Origin of the sequence: Peribacillus glennii, assembly GCF_003429105.1 — a bacterium.
Lineage (GTDB): Bacteria > Bacillota > Bacilli > Bacillales > DSM-1321 > Peribacillus > Peribacillus glennii.
In genome coordinates this window covers 93,014-109,791 of the sequence record NZ_QVTD01000017.1, presented here as the reverse complement: position 1 = coordinate 109,791, position 16,778 = coordinate 93,014, and the positions used below count along the sequence as shown (strand labels likewise).

The window sequence follows — 16,778 nt, the reverse complement described above, 5'->3', positions numbered from 1 at the left end:
GTTAAACTGCTGGGGGTCAAGCCCCAGTCACGGTGAAGCGTTAAACCGCTGGGGGCCTTCCCCCATTACTTTACAGTGTTAAATCACAGTGGAAGCTGCGATAGGCCAAATGTCATAGTTTTTTTAAAAAATGTATCATTATATGTAAAAAAAAGAGAAATCAGGCAGGAATTTTGGATGATAATTCAGAATATATAGAATTTAAGAAAAGAATGGGTGAGTGTTCATTCATTTTTTTCTTTTACATTACCAATTTCACGAATAGGGGGGAATTTATGAAAGGTCTTGGTTTTCAACCTGGCGGCCTTGGGGACAACAGGAAGGGGTTTCTTATTGCCATCATAGCTGTTTTATTAGTGCCTCTTGTGTATGCATTGGTATTCATTAAGTCCACGTTGGGTCCGACTGACCATCTGGAAAATCTGCCAGTAGCTGTGCTCAACAAGGATACCGGTGCGATGTCTGGCGATAAGCCAATTAATGTCGGAGAAGATTTAGTGGCCGATCTTAAGAAAGGCAATGCCTTGGGATGGGACTTTGTTGATTCTAAAGAGGCAGAAAGAGGATTGAAGAATCTCGATTATTATATGGTAATCGAAATTCCTGAAGATTTCTCGAAAAAAGTAACAACCGTCATGGATGAAAATCCCGAAAAGCCGGAATTGAAATTCATTCAAAATGAGGGCTTGCACTACATGGCGGCCACTGTAACAAGCAGCGCCGTTGAGAAAATTAAGAATCAGTTAGCCGACAAGATTACCGAAACCTATACAAAAACATTATTTGACAGCATGGGAGAGGTTAATACCGGGTTTAAGGACGGTGCTGATGGTGCGTCACAAATAAATGAAGGCGCTGCCAAACTTCATGATGGTACAGGGAAAATCGTATCGTCATTGAAAGAAAAGGCTCCTGATATTAATAGGCTTGCTGAGGGAGCGAAAGAATTGAAAGCGGGTACTAATACGATGCACACTTCCCTGGCCAGCAAACAAGGTGATATTGGCAAGTTGGCTGATGGTGCAAACCAGCTACACGCTGGGACAGGTACTCTTTTACAAAACCTGCAGCAAAAACAAGGTGACATTACCAAACTTGCGAATGGCACACAGCAGTTAACCGATGGATCAGGGTTGCTTCTGAAATCACTTCAGGGTGGTTCGGGGGATATCAGTAAACTGGCAGATGGAGCAAAGCAGCTTGATGACGGTACCAAGAAGGTCGATGAGGGTGCGAACCAGTTATCTGTCGGTACTGCCGGCCTCGAAGCTGGAGCTTCTCAAATCCTCGCTGGGCTGAAAACTGCTGAAGCAGGCAGCAATAGCTTAAACGACGGGATTGAAAAACAACTTGCACCTGGAGCTAAAGCGGTTGCTGATGGTACCGAAGCTGTCGACACTGGGGCCCAAGGCTTGAAAACAGGTACCCAGCAGGTAGCTGATGGTATTGAACAGCTTAGCAAGCATCCTGTCTTAGGACCAATTCTAATGGCAGACCCGAATTTCCAGAAGCTTCGGGATGGAAGTAAGCAGGTTGCAGCCGGAGCAGGACAATTAGCGGCCAGTACCCCTCGATTAAAGGAAGGCGCCAAGAGTGTTTCCAATGGAATCTCCGGGCAGGTCGCACCTGGTGTAAAACAGCTCGCTGGAGGACTTGACCAGCTGCTTGCAGGCCAGACAAATCTAGTAGCCGGGGCCAAAAAGTTGAATAGCGGAGCTAGCACACTAGCCGCCGGAACGAGTGCACTCGCTGAGGGAACAAGTGCGCTCGCTGATGGAAATGCCAAAGTCAAATCTAGTTTTGGCTCGATAACAGATGCTGTTACTACAATTAACGGAGGGCTTCAATCTGTTAATAATGGTAATCAATCGGTTGATGAAGGCTGGAAAACAATGACTGCAGGCGTCACAAAACTTGAGGACGGTGCAGGCCAGGTTGCAGCCGGTAACCAAACGGTTAAATCCGGGTGGGGTGAGCTTACTACAGGCTCAGGCAAAATCAATGATGGCATGACTCAGGTCAGCGACGGTACACAAACTGTCAATACAGGATGGGGTACGCTGACTAATGGAGTAACACAAGTAGACGATGGCATAGCCAAAGTTGAAGACGGAAGTGAGAAACTGGCAACCGGCCTTGCAGGCGGTGCTGAAAAGACCGGTGCAATCAACACAGGCGAGAAGAATGTTTCTCAGTTCGCAGCCCCTGTTGAATTAGCCGGTGAAACAATCAACAAGTTCCCGAAATACCGTTATGCGAACGCTCCATATATCCTGTCACTAGCCTTATTTGTGGGCGTGTTGTTGATTTCGCTGTTATTTGACTTGAAAAAGCCTGCCGTGACAGCGGTTTCACCATTTAAATGGTATCTTGGAAAATTCGGCAACATGGCTGGTTTAGCAATAGCCCAAGCTCTGATTATATCAGTGTTTTCAACATTCTATATTAAATCAGGGGCCGCAAACGGGTTCAATTTAATATGGTACTCTGTGTTTGTAAGTTTGACATTCCTAACCATTGTTTTCTTCCTGGTATTATTGGCAGGAAATATCGGACGTTTTGCAGCATTTGCATTGCTGGTACTGCAGTTACCAACAACAGGCGCTTCACTTCCAGTACACTTGCTGTCAGACGGCTTACAAACAATAAGCAAATTTATGCCGATGACCTATTCAATCGGCGGCTACAAATCAATCATCAGCTTAAATCATTACGGCGCATTCTGGGCAAATATCAGCGCACTATTCGTGTTCCTTGCTATATTTGCAGCGTTAGCATTAGTTACCGTTTTCTTCCGCTCAAGCAGGCGGATCAGCCAGGATGAGGCTGCGGCTTAAGTAATAGAATTGGGAAACGGCAACAGTTCAAAGCTGCTGCCGTTTCTGTTTTTAGCAAAAAAGTGCACTTCCATAGGCAAGCTACAATCTCAACCAATTCATGCGGGTACTGCCCGTAACAAGTTGCGGTGTCCGACTTGACCAAAAAAGCCAATCGGACAGTGTCCAACTGGCTTTAAATCTTCTTTTAGTAATCCGACCTATCAGATTCCGTTTCTTCTTCAACCGGTATTTCCTCTTCTGTTATCTCGCCATCCTGATATTCATCTGGCTAGTCAAAAGCTTAGAAAAAGGTATCAATAAAGTGTATTAGCATTTATATAGATTCTTTTCTGACTGCACAAAAACCGCTGGATATCCAGCGGTCAGTAATGATAGAATCATAACCTTACCTACTTCTACTTTGTCAAAATACCATTAATTTTCTTCATAAATTCTTCAGTGACGGTTTCAAGTTTTTCCCGGGCTTCATCCATAGTGTCTCCCTGGACGCCGAAGTAAAACTTGATTTTCGGCTCCGTTCCTGATGGACGAAGGCACACCCATGTGCCGTCATCGAGGAAGTATTTCAACACATTGGATTTCGGCAATTCAATCGTTTCCTCTTCCTTCGATACGACAGAATACTTCGTGCTGTTCTGATAATCCTCTTGCACAATTACTCTCCGCGATGCAAGCTCTTCAGGCGGATTATCCCTGAAATCATTCAGGATTCCCTGGATCTGCCTGCTGCCTTCAATTCCTTTAAGCGTAAGCGAGCGCAAGCCTTCTAAGTAAAATCCGTACCTTTCAAAAACAGACAGGAGGCCTTCATATAAAGTTTTGCCTTGCTTTTTATAATGCGCGCACACTTCCACTGCCAGAAGGGCAGCCTGGATTGCGTCTTTATCTCTCGCAAATCCTTTGATCAAGTAGCCATAGCTTTCCTCATATCCAAAAACGAATGAATGGCTGCCAGTCCGGTCATATTCATTCATTTGTTCGGCGATGAATTTAAATCCTGTCAAAACATCAATCGTTTCCAAGCCAAACTGGCTGGCAATGGTACGTCCGATCTCTGACGTTACTATTGTTTTCAGGACTGCCCCGTTCGCCGGAATTGTTCCCTTTTCCTTTTTTTGTGTTAAAAGGTAGTCCAATAATAATGCTCCTGTTTGGTTCCCTGTCAATACCACATATTCCCCTGTGTTGTTTTTCACTGCGATGCCGAGGCGGTCAGCATCAGGGTCGGTAGCAATCAGAATGTCTGCTGAAACTTCGTTTCCCAGCTGGATTGCCAGTTCAAAGGCCGCATGCTCCTCCGGATTGGGAGATTTTACGGTTGAAAAATCCGGATCAGGCAGCTCTTGCTCTGTTACAATATGTACATTGTGATACCCAAGTTCCTTCAGGGCTCTGCGGACTGATTTATTGGACGTACCATGAAGTGGTGTGAAGACAATTTGCACATCGACTTCCTGGGAGAGCCCCGGGTTCTCAGATATGGTGAGCAAGTTTCGATTATATTCACCATCGATTTCTGGCCCTATCACTTCGATTAATCCCATTTGCTTTAATTCTTCCTCTTCTTTCACTTCCAGAAGCAGTTCATTTTCAATGGCATTCACATATTCGATTACTTTGTCAGCTGCTTGTGGTGGCAGCTGCCCGCCGTCAGGGCCATATACCTTGTACCCATTATATTCAGGCGGATTGTGGCTTGCGGTGATAACAATTCCTGAAAAGGCGTGAAGGTACCGTACCGCAAAAGATAGTTCAGGAGTCGGCCGCAGTTCATCAAACAGGTATACTTTGATGCCATTGGATGCGAGTGTTTTTGCCGCTTCCATTGCAAACTCGGGGGATTTATGGCGGGAATCATAAGCAATCACTACGCCGCGCTGTTTCGCCTCTTGTCCAGATGCCTCGATATAGCCTGCAAGCCCAGCCGTTGCTTTTCGGACCGTGTATATATTCATGCGGTTGGTGCCGACGCCGATTTCCCCGCGCATGCCGCCCGTTCCGAACTCTAAATTTTTATAGAAAGCATCCTCGAGCCTGCTTTCCTCTCCACTCATTTCTTCGAGAAGCAAACGCAGTTCCCCGTCTAAATTTTGATGATAATTCCATGTTGAATATGTATCTTTCCAGCTCAACTATTTCGCCCCTTTCTCTTAATAAACTAAAATAGAATTTATTTTTCAAAAAAACTGATAAACCAGATTTGGGTTAACCTCTTTATATAACTTCTTCCCCCGGCGCACTATTCCTGCTGCCATTTTTTCCATTTTGGTAATTTCCTGATTTCCTACATACGCCTTATTTAAGAAAAAGATAACGCCAGCTGCGGCATGTTCTTACAAATATTTACTCCCCTCCCTAACGCTTAAATTTGACAGCGTATGAGCGTCGATGAATGCTCTGACCGAATCGGGATTTGTTTTTGAATACTCCCGCAAGGCCCAGCCTATTGCTTTTTGGATGAAGAATTCGTTACTCCCGGCATTGCGTACTATATATTCGTATAAAAGCGCTTCGTTTGTCTTTTCTTTGTATTTAAGCTGAAACAGTATGGCTGTCCTGCGAAGCCAGAGGTTGTCTCCGGCGCTCCAGCCATCGATTTTTTCGGCGATTACTCCGGGATGGTACTCGGCAATGTGCCCGACCGGCTTTTGTGCCAGCATATCGACTGTGTCCCACCAGGATTTCGTCGTAATCAGCCTCTCCATTAGGGAGAAATCTTTCTTTGTCAGCTTCTTAAGTGATCTTCCTATGTAATCCATCGCCGCATATTGGTACTCCCTTTCAGGCTCATTCCAAAGAGAGATGATGAATTCCGTTTGGAAACCGTCCTTTAAAATCCCGCTTTCCCGGTAATATGCCTTCATTATTTCATTTCTTTGCGGCGTCTTGATTCCGAGAAAAGGAAATAAATCCCTCATGTATTTTTGCATCGGGCCAGCCTGTTCCATATTGCGATGGCTTTCGAATTTTCCCTTTAAAGTATCGAGTGTCACCTGAGTTCCTCTCCTTTGTTTCAGTTCTTATCCTACTTTCACTTTAAACGCCTGAAAGGTATAGAAGCAACCGGTTGTTTTTCTATAAAAAAGGGACTGGAGCCTCCTTAAATTTTGTTTATTTGAAAGCAATGCTTACCAGACGATGATGGACCCGTCACATTTCTTTCTTATTGGATGGAGGAAAAATTACAGTTTTAAAGTAAGTATTATAATTTAGTGGTAAAATAGTTTCATAAAATGGATAAATTTTCTTATTTATATAAAACTTTTCAACTAGTTATACGCCCATATTACAAGCATCAGCTTTTTCAGATGAAGGAATCGGAAGGGGTTTTTAGACATATAGTATTGAGAGCTAAAGGAATCTGTTTGTCTACATTTCTATTTAAAAAATATTATATAGATATCAAAGGGGAAATTAATTATGTTGGCCAAAGTTTCAAACGTCAAAAGAATTTCTTTTCTGTTCATTGCTTTTTTTGTTTTTAGTTTGTTAGGCATGGACCATACCCTTGCATATGCTGCCTCCAAACCGGTTGTGCCTCACAAAACGACTAAGGTGGTTTACCTCACATTTGATGACGGCCCATCGGTTTATACCCATCAATTACTGGATATTTTGGCAAAGAACAAGGTGAAGGCGACCTTTTTTATGATAGACGGAAACATGAAGAATTATGCCGGCCAAGTCAAGCGGCTGGTGAAAGACGGGAACTATCCGGGGCTGCATAGCGTAAGCCATGATTCACGGAAATTATATAAAACCAATTCTACCAATTTTGCTAATGAGATGGTGACGACCCAGGCGACACTTAAAAGAATTACCGGTTTCTCCAGCCATATAATCCGCGCGCCATATGGAAGCACATACATGAACAAGGCCATGAGGGATTACACGGTTAAGAAAGGCTTTAAGATGTGGGATTGGACCATCGATTCCCGGGATTGGGCTCTCGCCAATAATCCGCAGCAAATTCTCGTCAATGTAAAAAAGAAATCAGGCAAACCGCAAGAAGTGATTCTCTTGCACGAAAGAAGACAAACAGTGCAGATGCTGCCAGCAATTATTGACCTGTACAAAAAAGAAGACTACGAATTCAGGGTATACGATCCAAAACACCACATCGTCGTAAACTTCGCGAAGGACAAAAGACTATAACGGAGCCTGTCCTCTGTCACATTAACGATGGAAAGGAGTGGGGGGGCTCTCCCCCACCGCTTTAACGCTGGAAATTATCGGGGGGCTATCTCCCGCCGCTTTAATGCTAGAAATTATCCGGGGGGCTATCTCCCGCCGCTTTAACGCACTAAAACATCAGGGAACTGATTCAATACATAATTTCTATACAGTTTAGGGCTGTCAAAGCATGAGAAAATCTTCTCGGTTGAAACTAAAGAATTTATCGGTCCGGATTCATAAACCACGTAACTGCTCCATGGATAATCCGCTGGATGCTTGACCAATTCGGCTTGAACAGGATTTAAATGGATATACCTGCTAACCTCAAGAAAGTACTCCCGCGAGTCAATCATTACTGATCCGTACCGGCCTTGAAATACATGTCCCTCTAATTCATGGCGCTTGTTGAAATAAATCGCATAACGGAAGTTTAACATGTTCATAATTTCCTTTGGCTGGGTTTCAATGGTTTCAATTTGGAGATGGGTATGGTTGGTCATTAAACAATATGCGTGGAGGATATAAGGATGGGCTGAGCGGGTTTTTTCCAGTAATTCGAGGTATTTCGTTCTGTCTTCATCATCAAGGAAAATAGACGAACGGCGGTTTCCCCGGTTGGTAATATGATACATAGCACCGGGGAACCACACCCTGGGCTTTCTTGCCAAATAACAACACCCGTTTCAAGTCATTTTTTCTACCTCAAACTACCATTCTACACTGTTTCTAGTTCTCCTTCTCGAAAAGACAAAAAACGCCAAATATTTTGCAGGTTCAGCCCCCACCCAGTTAACACTTTAAAGCAGCGGGGGACTGACCCCGAAAAAAAGGATTTTTTATGTCGCATCTTGAATTAATTAATATAGAAAGCGGGAATATGTGTGATACTTCAAGGACTTCACCTTCTTGTGTTCATGGTTTTCAAGGCATAGGTTAAGAGGATGACCGGCATTGTTAAGGAAGTAAAAATTGATGATAAGATTCCAAAATCAACATAGTAGCTGCGTTCGATTGGGCGTGTATGACTTCCCCTCACTGCGGCAGTAATCTGTGTAAAGCGGATGAAGGTTCCGAAGAGCTTTTTTACCCATGGATGAACGAGAGATCAAGCACCTTGGACTTGAGAAAGAACAGACCTGCGGCAAACCATTCTTAGAAGTAATGACCTCCGCCAAGGTCCAGCCTGATGATTTGGACTATTTATATGATGGTTATTCGTGGCTGAGTTATGGAGTATGCAAGAGAGTCTTAACAATTCAAACAACTATAAAAACCACATAAAAGCCATAGTATTTAGCGCTTTACACAGCGGGGAACTGACCCCCTTTTGGAGGTGGACATTTGGATATAACCAAGCATTTTTTGTTTAATTTGGCTTTATTATTTATTTTGTTGTTTGTTTGCTTGGTGTGGTCTGAGAGGTCCAGGACAAAGCCGATTTCCAAGCCGAGTGCTATTTTTTACTTCGTATCCTCTTTGTGGGTTTGTTTTGCTTTTTCCTATGAACTGAGTGATGAACTGCGGCTGGATTTACGGAATATTCCTGTTGTTATCGGCGGTCTTTATATGGGTATCGGACCGATGCTTGCCATTGTGACTGTCCTTATCCGTGCAATGTTTGGTGTAGATCTCGGTTTTCTGACAAATTTATTGTTGTATGGATTTTTATTTATATTTTTGTGGCGGATTCATCCCTGGTTTTGGAAACAAACACCGAAGAACCGGATCCTGTATGCGGTCATTTTAACCACACTTATCAGCATTGCAACGCTGATATGTATGTCTATTGTGAGGCCATCTTATTTAAGATGGGATATTGGGGTCGCCTATATGGTAATTCCACCTCTGGGTGTAGGCTTGATCTCTTATTCTATTGAATTTTTGATGAAAAACCTTCTTATCCGCCAACACCTTGTAAAGGCCAAGAAGCTGGAAGCAGTCGAACAAATGGGAGCCGCCATTTCGCATGAAATCCGGAATCCTCTTACTGCTGCGCTGGGCTTTGTTCAATTGCTTCAAGAAAGTGATCTTGATGAAAAAAAACGAGACCTTTATCTGTCGCTTGTTAAAGGTGAACTGGAGTCAGCAGAGCGGGTCATTCAAGACTATTTAACCTTCTCGAAACCTTCCTTTCATACTCTGGAAGAATTAAATGTTTCTGAAGAGCTTGCCCACGTTTTAACTATTTTACAGCCATTGACCAATCAGAATTCTGTGCTTGTTGAAACGAACTTTTCCTTAAACGGGCTTATTAAGGCAGACCGGCAAAAATTTCATCAATGCTTTTTGAATCTTATTAAAAATGCAATTGAATCCATGCCAGATGGCGGTGTCTTGTATATTGAAACGCAATCGACTTCTTCACAGGTAACCATTCAAATTAAAGATTCTGGAGTAGGAATGACCAGAGCGCAAATCGAGCGGCTGGGAGAACCATACTACTCTACAAAAGAGGTAAAAGGCACCGGCCTTGGCATGATGGTGGTCTACAGCATCGTCAGGGCGATGAAAGGAACAATCCGTGTAGATAGCGAACCAGAAAAAGGCACGGTGTTTCAAATTTCTTTCCCTGCCTATTAGCGTGAACCTTCATATAAAGTGGGGTCAGTCCGTCACTGCTTTAATGCACTACCATAATGGGAGACTGACCCCCCGTTGCTTTAACGCACTACCGTGATGGGAGACTGACCCCCGTTGCTTTCATGCACTCCCGTATTGGGAGATGGTTTACTTTACAAAGTCAGTAGTTCCAAAGACTCATTTTCCGGATTATAATTTATGCAGAATGCCATATTTAGAAAGTGTGGGGATAGGTTATGAAAGTAAATGGCAGGATGCATTATCTGGATTACTTGAGGGTGTTTTTGACAGTGCTAGTTATTTTGCATCATACAGCGATTGCATATGGGGCAGGTGGTTCATGGATATATGAGGATGTCGACAAATCAGAATTGACGATTTCGATGATCATCCTAACAATCTTTACCGCAGTCAATCAATCTTTTTTTATGGGGTTGTTCTTTTTCCTGTCCGGGTACTTCATACCTGGCGCATATACGAGGAAAGGTCCGCGGCAGTTTTTTAAAGACCGCTTTATAAGATTAGGTATACCATTGCTGGTTTACATATTTGTTCTGGGTCCGGCTATTACATATTTTGCTCATTTCAGTGATTCCATGTCGCTATTAACCTATTACCAAAGAGAGGTTCTTACTTTTAATACCATTCACATTGGGCCATTATGGTTTGTCGAGGCACTTCTGATTTTTAATATTCTTTATGGACTATGCCGTTCATGTTTTCTGAAAAAATCCGCAGGCCGTAAACTGCCTTTTCCAAATACGAAAAAGTTGATTTTACTAGCTGTCCTATTGGGCATCACTGCCTTTGCCGTCAGATTATTCTATCCGGTGGGCACGGGTCCCCTGGGTCTTCAATTTGGATATTTTCCATCTTATATATTCTTATTCGCTGCAGGAATCATGGCTTTTCACTATAACTGGCTGGATGATATTTCCTTGATTCCGGTAAAAAAATGGCTGCTGGCCGCTGCGTTTACAATCCCCGTGCTCCCGATTGGATTGGTTTTAACAGGTGCCCTGGAAGGAAATATGGCCTTTGAAGGCGGGCTCACACTACAGGCTTTTATTTATGCGATGTGGGAACCGTTTGTTGCGTTTGGCTTGATTATTACATTATTAAACTGGTTTCATGATAAGTACAATAAACCCGATACCTTTGGAATCAGCATGTCCCAGGCGGCCTATACGGTGTACATTATCCATCCTGCCATTATCGTGGGCCTTAGCTTATTTTTCACAGCGTTCCCTATTCATCCTTTTATTAAGTTCTTAATAGTTGGCTCTATAGGTACTATCCTATGTTTTGCCAGTGCGTCGCTCATTATAAAAATCCCTTATGCCAAGAGGGTGCTATAAAAGAGTCGCATCCTCAATCTCTTCTGCAAAAACCATGGGGGTTTGTCCAATTTTTTAAACCCTCCCTAAAAAATAGAAAAATTTGCCGATAATAGAATTGAGATAGTAACATTCCTTGTTCCAAGATAAGGGACAGGCAGTTCTATTTTTATATATTTTTATCGGGGGGAAATCATGAAGAAATTTATCTTGCTACTATTAGTAGGAATGGTATCATGCAGTATATTTGGAACAAATGTAAAAAGAACAGAGGCAGCACAAAAAGTGGTATGTATCGATCCAGGACATCAAAGTAAGCAAAATTCCCAAACAGAGCCCATTGCTCCTGGTTTAAAAACCAAGAAAATGAAAACAACATCCGGTACTCGAGGGGTGGCTACGAAAAAACCCGAATATGTTTTAAACCTGGAAGTTTCCCTCAAGCTTCGGGATGCCTTAAAGAAAAAAGGTTATAAAGTGTATATGACCCGCACAAAACATAATGTAAACATTAGTAATATTCAAAGAGCTACCTACTGTAATAATAAAAAAGCAAACTTAACCGTCCGTATTCATGCTGATGGCAGTACAAGCCGGAATGCCGAAGGAATACAGGTATTATATCCTTCAGCCAAGGCAACACAAAAAATTAACTCTACAAGCAGGAAAGCTGCCGTAAACGTATTAAATGAGATGATAAAAACAACGAAAGCGAAAAAGTCTGCAGGAGACGGGTTAACGCCACGATCTGACCTCACCGGTTTTAACTGGTCAAAGACTCCGACCATACTTGTAGAATTAGGATTCATGACAAATCCTGCCGAAGACAGAAAAATGTCTACAAAGTCCTATCAAGCAAAACTAGTACAAGGCATGACAAATGGGGTTAACAAATATCTGAAATAGGCAGAAAAGAATTTTCCTTTTGTAGAAGAGCTACTGACCAATTGCAAAAACAACAGCCTTACCCATCCAATGGGTAAGGCTGTTTAACGCGTTAAAGCATCGGGGGTCAGTCCCCCTTAATTAATTTTTTGGTCTATGTCGGTGGTGTCTACCTGGTTTCCAAACCATTCTTGCAGTTTTTGTTTTGCATTGAGTTTGGTATCGTCATCTATATACATGGCGACTTGAATCAATGCGAGTCCTAATGCCCCTAAATCATCTGTGTAGCCAATTCCCAGGGCTATATCAGGAATTAAATCTGTTGGGAGGATGAAGTATCCTAATGCCCCAATGATAACGGCTTTTGTTTTGGTGGGCACTTCCGGTTTTTGGAGAGTGTAATATAAAAGCAATACAGAATAAACAACCGAGGATCCGGCTTTTTTAGCATACTTTTTGAGTTTAGCCCAGAACTTCGAGTCAGAATAATGCTTGCCAGCATCATCCACTTGCTCGGTCGCTTCTTGGTCAAGTTGTTGTTCATTTTGATTCGACATTAAAATCCTCCTCTTCGGCCATTGTAATCTCTACTTATTTTAATAGACCTTTTCAGCAAATGTAAACCTCAAGCAGGGATTGGTATTCAGCTCATATTTTCACTAAAATTAAAAAAGCCCTAATTCCCGAAAAGAATTAGGGCCCTATATGCCTGTTTTACCTTGAATTTATTGTCGGTGAACATTGTACTGAAGTGGGGGACAGGCACTCAACGGTTTGAAGCCTCACCACTACAGGGGCTAGACCCCTGAACTTTGTACTAAAGGCAGTATGTTACTTATTTGTCACTGTCAATTGATATGGTTTAATGGTTGCATTGCCGTATGCATCCCGGACCTTAATATGATAGGTACCCTTTTTAAAGGATTTAAAGAGGGTTTCCGTATCTCCTTGTTTATAATAGTCGGCTTTGTTAAGCAGCTTTCCGTTTTGGTACAAGGCAATCACCATATCTGCTTCATTGCCGGATGACAGGTCGATTCTTAGCTTCGCATCCTTTTTCAACGTGAATGTATACCAATCTTCATCACCGAACGGAATGCCTCCGTTCAAATATCCTGTAGCCCGCTGGGTGATGGAATTCACTTTCTTTAATCCGATTGGTTTTGATGGTTTGTTGTTTTTCACGGCAGACCTGGAATCTTCATCTGTGGATCTCGCGGCAGCAACAGTGAAGTGATAGGGATTCAGGCTCAAAAACTGGCCATCCTCTATGAGACCTTGCAAGACTAAGAAATAGCCTTTGCCTTTTACTGCCTTAAAGGAACCGTATGTGCTTCCGCTTTGAATCCCATTTTCAAAAATGGTAAAGCTTTCATAATCTGCTTCATCATATTTCTTATTGTTATTAACATCCTCAATTGCGACGATGGATCCGTATACCGGCGCAAATAGCTCCGGCGGAAGTTTACTAATCAGCTTACTATCCGGTTTTCCCCGTTCCATTAGTGTTGTATAGAGCCCGCTTTTTTCAGGTTTGAAGTAAAAAGCATCCAAATCATTCGGAGCTGCAAAGTTCCCGGTGATTGTTCCGCCATCTGTTATCGGCTTTGACTGATGTTTGAATATATCATTGTCTTCATATTTGTCTGATTGATCATCCATCACGAAATTTGAATGGATCTGGTATTGCTGCAAGGAAAAATCATTTTCGAATATGTTAGGGCTGACCGCCATAAAATACGTTTCACCTTGTTTAAGGACAGTATGGAACGATTCCGTAAGCGCTCCCCAGCCACTCCAATTCACATTGGCCCCTACAGTTTGTATCGCTGGCACGGTCCGGCCGTCATCCAGTTTCTCGCTTGTTAATTGGGCAATTTCAAGCGTGAACCCCTGTCCATTGGATTTTGGGATTTCAAATTTATAGATGCCTGTTTTCTCAGGCGTAAACTTGAATAAATCTAAATCCTCCAGGCCCTGTAAATATCCATCTGCTTTGCTGCCTAATGGATATGGACGCGCATTTTCCTGGTAGAAGTTAATCATTTCTTCCAATTGTTTATAATACTCTTCTTCCGTGGAGTCTCCTCCGTTTTCTTCATTCCCTGCAATGCCTTCCCGGGAGAACACATCCTCATCGGCCGGTATTGTTTTCGAGTCAACTGATAACGTATAAGGCAAAATTGCCGACTCAGTTTCGCTAATTTGTGAACCAAAAATCATCAATAACAAATCGCTAAAAACGTTCATTTCATTCTGGTATTCCGGTTTATTGGAAACCTTGACAATATATTTCACCGCTGGCTCAGCCTTGAAGAATAAGGATTCCCCGTCACTCACTCTCCCCTTGTTGCTAACAGCTTCTGCAGGAGCCTTGCTGCTCTCCAACGCTTCTTTTATGATGGCGCGTTTTTCTTCCTCGGAAAGCGGCGGCTGTCCCTCTTCCTGCGGAGGAACAATCTGGTCCTCCCGATAGACGCTCACCGTGCTGTCCACACCTGGAACACCGGATACATTAAGTTGATAAAGTTTAGCTTCTTCAGGTGTGAATGTAAAATAATCGTTATCAACCTTTTCCCCGCTTGCAAATGTATGTTCATTGTTTGAATAAGGCACTTCTGAAATATCCTGCATATTCTCAACAGTCGATGTATCTTCTGGAAGGGCTTCCTGTTTCATCACCTGAAGTGAATAGGTATCTTTTTGTCCTTTGGAACTATCAAAGCTTCCATTAACGTCCTTGACACCGATCGCAATCGTGCCATCAAACGGTGCCTTCACCAGTTTCCCTTCAGTGCCTCCATTGCGCACGCTGTTTATGTCTGTCTGTTGTTTTTCGTTTTCGGAATAGAAATGGATCATTAATTTATGGTCATATTCCCCTGCGCTATTTAGGGCTGATTGAATATATTCGCCTTCTTTGACGTTAAACTTGATCCAATGCTGTTCGAACGGTTTAGTAAATGACTCATTGATTTCAACCGGCTCGGAGGTTTCAACAGCAGTTGCCTTTGCCAGTATTTCTTTGTCCGTCCAAGCTTCTTTAACAAAAGCTGGAATTTTTTTAATATCATAGGATAGTGCTGCAACCGGGTTCACCAGACCGTTTCCAAATTTCGTATCATACCCTGAAGCTCCTAAATCATTGGCCGTTGTTTCCAGGATATATTCAACTTGCACCGGAGTCAGTCCCGGGTGTTTAGCCAATAAAAGGGAGGCAACGCCTGCTACTACCGGTGAAGCCATTGAGGTGCCGCTCATGGATTCGAATGTTGATTTTTTCTCCATATCATAGACAGTCGAATAAATATTCTCGCCAGGTGCCGCAATATCAACGGTAGGCCCGAAACTTGAATAATAGGATAACTTTTTCTGATTATTTACTGAACCTACGCTAATGACTCCCTCATAGGAAGCTGGATAACTAGGGATATCCATAGCCTCATTACCCGCAGCGGCAACAATGGTGATGCCTTTGGAAATGGCCTTCTGGACAGCTTCTTCCAAAATCGGAGTCGCTCCCAGGGATCCAAGGCTCATATTTATGACTTTTGCCCCTTTTTCAATAGCCTCATAGATTGCTTGGGCTATCGTGTAGTCGTTGGTAAAATTAGAGCGCCCGAAAACATCAATCGACAAGATTTCCGCATTTGGATTGACTCCGTATCCGCCAATGCCATTATTCTTTTCAGCGGCGATGATCCCTCCGACATGGGTGCCATGCTCATCGGGCAGCCCGGGGTTAATCGGATTCAGGACATTATAGCTGGAGATCACTTTGCTCTTCATTTCAGGATGTTTTTGATCAATCCCTCCATCAATAACCGCTACCTTGACTTTTTTGTTGCCTGCGAGCGCCTGTGCCTTACTGATGTTGAGCATGGACTGATGGTACTGCTTGTCCGCTTTCGGATCAGTGTAGCCAAGCTTCTGAAACAATGCAGAAGGGCTTGCTAAAGCGACTTTTGCGTTTTTTGAATAAGTCTTTAATGCTTTCTCCTGCGCCTTTTTATTCTTCACTTTCACGATGACGTATGGAAGGCCTGGCAGCTTCTTTATTATCGTTCCACCGGCCAGTTTGTGTTCTTTCGGTGATAAAGGTTTTTTGTACTTGATAAGGATTTGATCTTCGCTGTAGGCTGGTTTTTGTTCGTTGGCAGATGGCTTGTCCATAAGGCCAAATAGGTGTCCATTTTGGATGCTGGAATTCTGCTCAGTGGAAAAAGCACTTCCGGTGTTTGAAATTGCTTTTGCTTCGTTGATAGGAATGCCAGGCAGCAATAATCCTGTACATACTGCAAGCATGGCCGCTTTCTTTGCAAATCGCTTCATGTGCTTCCCCCTCACGATCCTGTCAAAAAAGACACCCAGAAAGCAAGCAGCCAGTTGGTACTGGCGAGTAACTTGCCTAAGATTGTTGATGGGCCTGGGTGTTCTTCTTTATAAAGATCGCTGTTATTTAGTGTAACAACTATGAGTCTTCATCCATGAATCAGCATGACCAGCTGGTAAAAGACCCAGGTTTTTACAATTTAATAATAACACTTCATTACTGGCATTTCTTGTATTTTTTTCGACAATCCATTATAACGGGATTTTAGTAATATAAAAGTTTGAGGGAATTGTTTTCACTATAGCTGAAAAGTTGGAGGAATGCCCAGGGACTTACCTGCGGCCGCGTATGCAAGTTTTCCCGGGCCTTTTCGCATCCATTTATAATCAGGTTAAGAAATCCAGATTAAAATCGTATTTTGCCAGTTTTCAAATACAGGGGGTTCTCATTGTTAATAATGGTCATGATCTCGATGGAAGGAAGGTCTACCGCGGAGGGCTTCACACGTAACACAATCTTGAAAAGTTGAAAAAATAAGAAACTGGATCATCAAGATTCGGATATTCGACCAGCATTTTATTGAATTTTTCAGTAAGGATCTATTCGCAAATCAAACCCTATTTTGCG

11 protein-coding genes are annotated in these 16,778 nt (G+C 42.8%); 6 read left to right on the top strand and 5 right to left on the bottom strand.

What is annotated here, in order from left to right; genetic code table 11:
• The first annotated feature begins 275 nt into the window (after positions 1-275).
• The gene (locus D0466_RS19465; RefSeq protein WP_158555965.1) at positions 276-2,837 is read left to right on the top strand and encodes a YhgE/Pip domain-containing protein; all 2,562 of its coding nucleotides are present in this window, start codon (positions 276-278) and stop codon (positions 2,835-2,837) included.
• Positions 2,838-3,235: 398 nt separating this feature from the next.
• On the opposite strand, the gene D0466_RS19460 is transcribed toward D0466_RS19465, so the two are convergent.
• Positions 3,236-4,972 carry a phospho-sugar mutase gene (locus D0466_RS19460; RefSeq protein WP_117324192.1) on the bottom strand — a complete coding sequence of 579 codons (1,737 nt, stop codon included), beginning with the start codon at positions 4,970-4,972 and terminating at the stop codon, positions 3,236-3,238.
• Between the two features lie 201 nt (positions 4,973-5,173).
• The gene (locus tag D0466_RS19455) at positions 5,174-5,833 is read right to left on the bottom strand and encodes a DNA alkylation repair protein (protein ID WP_117324191.1); all 660 of its coding nucleotides are present in this window, start codon (positions 5,831-5,833) and stop codon (positions 5,174-5,176) included.
• Between the two features lie 427 nt (positions 5,834-6,260).
• On the opposite strand from D0466_RS19455, the gene D0466_RS19450 reads away from it, so the two are divergent.
• Complete coding sequence (locus D0466_RS19450; protein ID WP_117324190.1) at positions 6,261-6,995, top strand: polysaccharide deacetylase family protein; 735 nt, start codon at positions 6,261-6,263, stop codon at positions 6,993-6,995.
• Positions 6,996-7,135: 140 nt separating this feature from the next.
• On the opposite strand, the gene D0466_RS19445 is transcribed toward D0466_RS19450, so the two are convergent.
• Entirely contained in the window at positions 7,136-7,684 is a 549-nt protein-coding gene (locus tag D0466_RS19445) for an REP-associated tyrosine transposase (protein WP_117324189.1), read from the bottom strand.
• Positions 7,685-8,105: 421 nt separating this feature from the next.
• On the opposite strand from D0466_RS19445, the gene D0466_RS19440 reads away from it, so the two are divergent.
• The 4 genes from D0466_RS19440 to D0466_RS19425 all read left to right on the top strand — a co-directional run bounded on the left by D0466_RS19440 (position 8,106) and on the right by D0466_RS19425 (position 11,839).
• Complete coding sequence (locus D0466_RS19440; RefSeq protein WP_117324188.1) at positions 8,106-8,297, top strand: hypothetical protein; 192 nt, start codon at positions 8,106-8,108, stop codon at positions 8,295-8,297.
• Positions 8,298-8,357: 60 nt separating this feature from the next.
• Positions 8,358-9,596: a sensor histidine kinase gene (locus tag D0466_RS19435; RefSeq protein WP_117324187.1), complete on the top strand. Its 1,239-nt coding sequence runs from the start codon at positions 8,358-8,360 to the stop codon at positions 9,594-9,596.
• 236 nt (positions 9,597-9,832) lie between these two features.
• Complete coding sequence (locus tag D0466_RS19430) at positions 9,833-10,954, top strand: acyltransferase family protein (protein ID WP_117324186.1); 1,122 nt, start codon at positions 9,833-9,835, stop codon at positions 10,952-10,954.
• Between the two features lie 174 nt (positions 10,955-11,128).
• Entirely contained in the window at positions 11,129-11,839 is a 711-nt protein-coding gene (locus D0466_RS19425; RefSeq protein ID WP_117324185.1) for an N-acetylmuramoyl-L-alanine amidase, read from the top strand.
• 116 nt (positions 11,840-11,955) lie between these two features.
• On the opposite strand, the gene D0466_RS19420 is transcribed toward D0466_RS19425, so the two are convergent.
• Positions 11,956-12,375 carry a YkvA family protein gene (locus D0466_RS19420; protein WP_117324184.1) on the bottom strand — a complete coding sequence of 140 codons (420 nt, stop codon included), beginning with the start codon at positions 12,373-12,375 and terminating at the stop codon, positions 11,956-11,958.
• A gap of 274 nt (positions 12,376-12,649) precedes the next feature.
• The gene (locus tag D0466_RS19415; protein WP_117324183.1) at positions 12,650-16,150 is read right to left on the bottom strand and encodes a S8 family serine peptidase; all 3,501 of its coding nucleotides are present in this window, start codon (positions 16,148-16,150) and stop codon (positions 12,650-12,652) included.
• Positions 16,151-16,778 lie beyond the last annotated feature (628 nt).

Coding starts and splice junctions, on each gene's coding strand:
- D0466_RS19425 (WP_117324185.1), top strand. CDS start 11,129: ATGAAGAAATTTATCTTGCTACTATTAGTAGGAATGGTATCATGCAGT.
- D0466_RS19415 (WP_117324183.1), bottom strand. CDS start 16,150: ATGAAGCGATTTGCAAAGAAAGCGGCCATGCTTGCAGTATGTACAGGA.
- D0466_RS19440 (WP_117324188.1), top strand. CDS start 8,106: ATGGATGAACGAGAGATCAAGCACCTTGGACTTGAGAAAGAACAGACC.
- D0466_RS19465 (WP_158555965.1), top strand. CDS start 276: ATGAAAGGTCTTGGTTTTCAACCTGGCGGCCTTGGGGACAACAGGAAG.
- D0466_RS19430 (WP_117324186.1), top strand. CDS start 9,833: ATGAAAGTAAATGGCAGGATGCATTATCTGGATTACTTGAGGGTGTTT.
- D0466_RS19450 (WP_117324190.1), top strand. CDS start 6,261: ATGTTGGCCAAAGTTTCAAACGTCAAAAGAATTTCTTTTCTGTTCATT.
- D0466_RS19420 (WP_117324184.1), bottom strand. CDS start 12,375: ATGTCGAATCAAAATGAACAACAACTTGACCAAGAAGCGACCGAGCAA.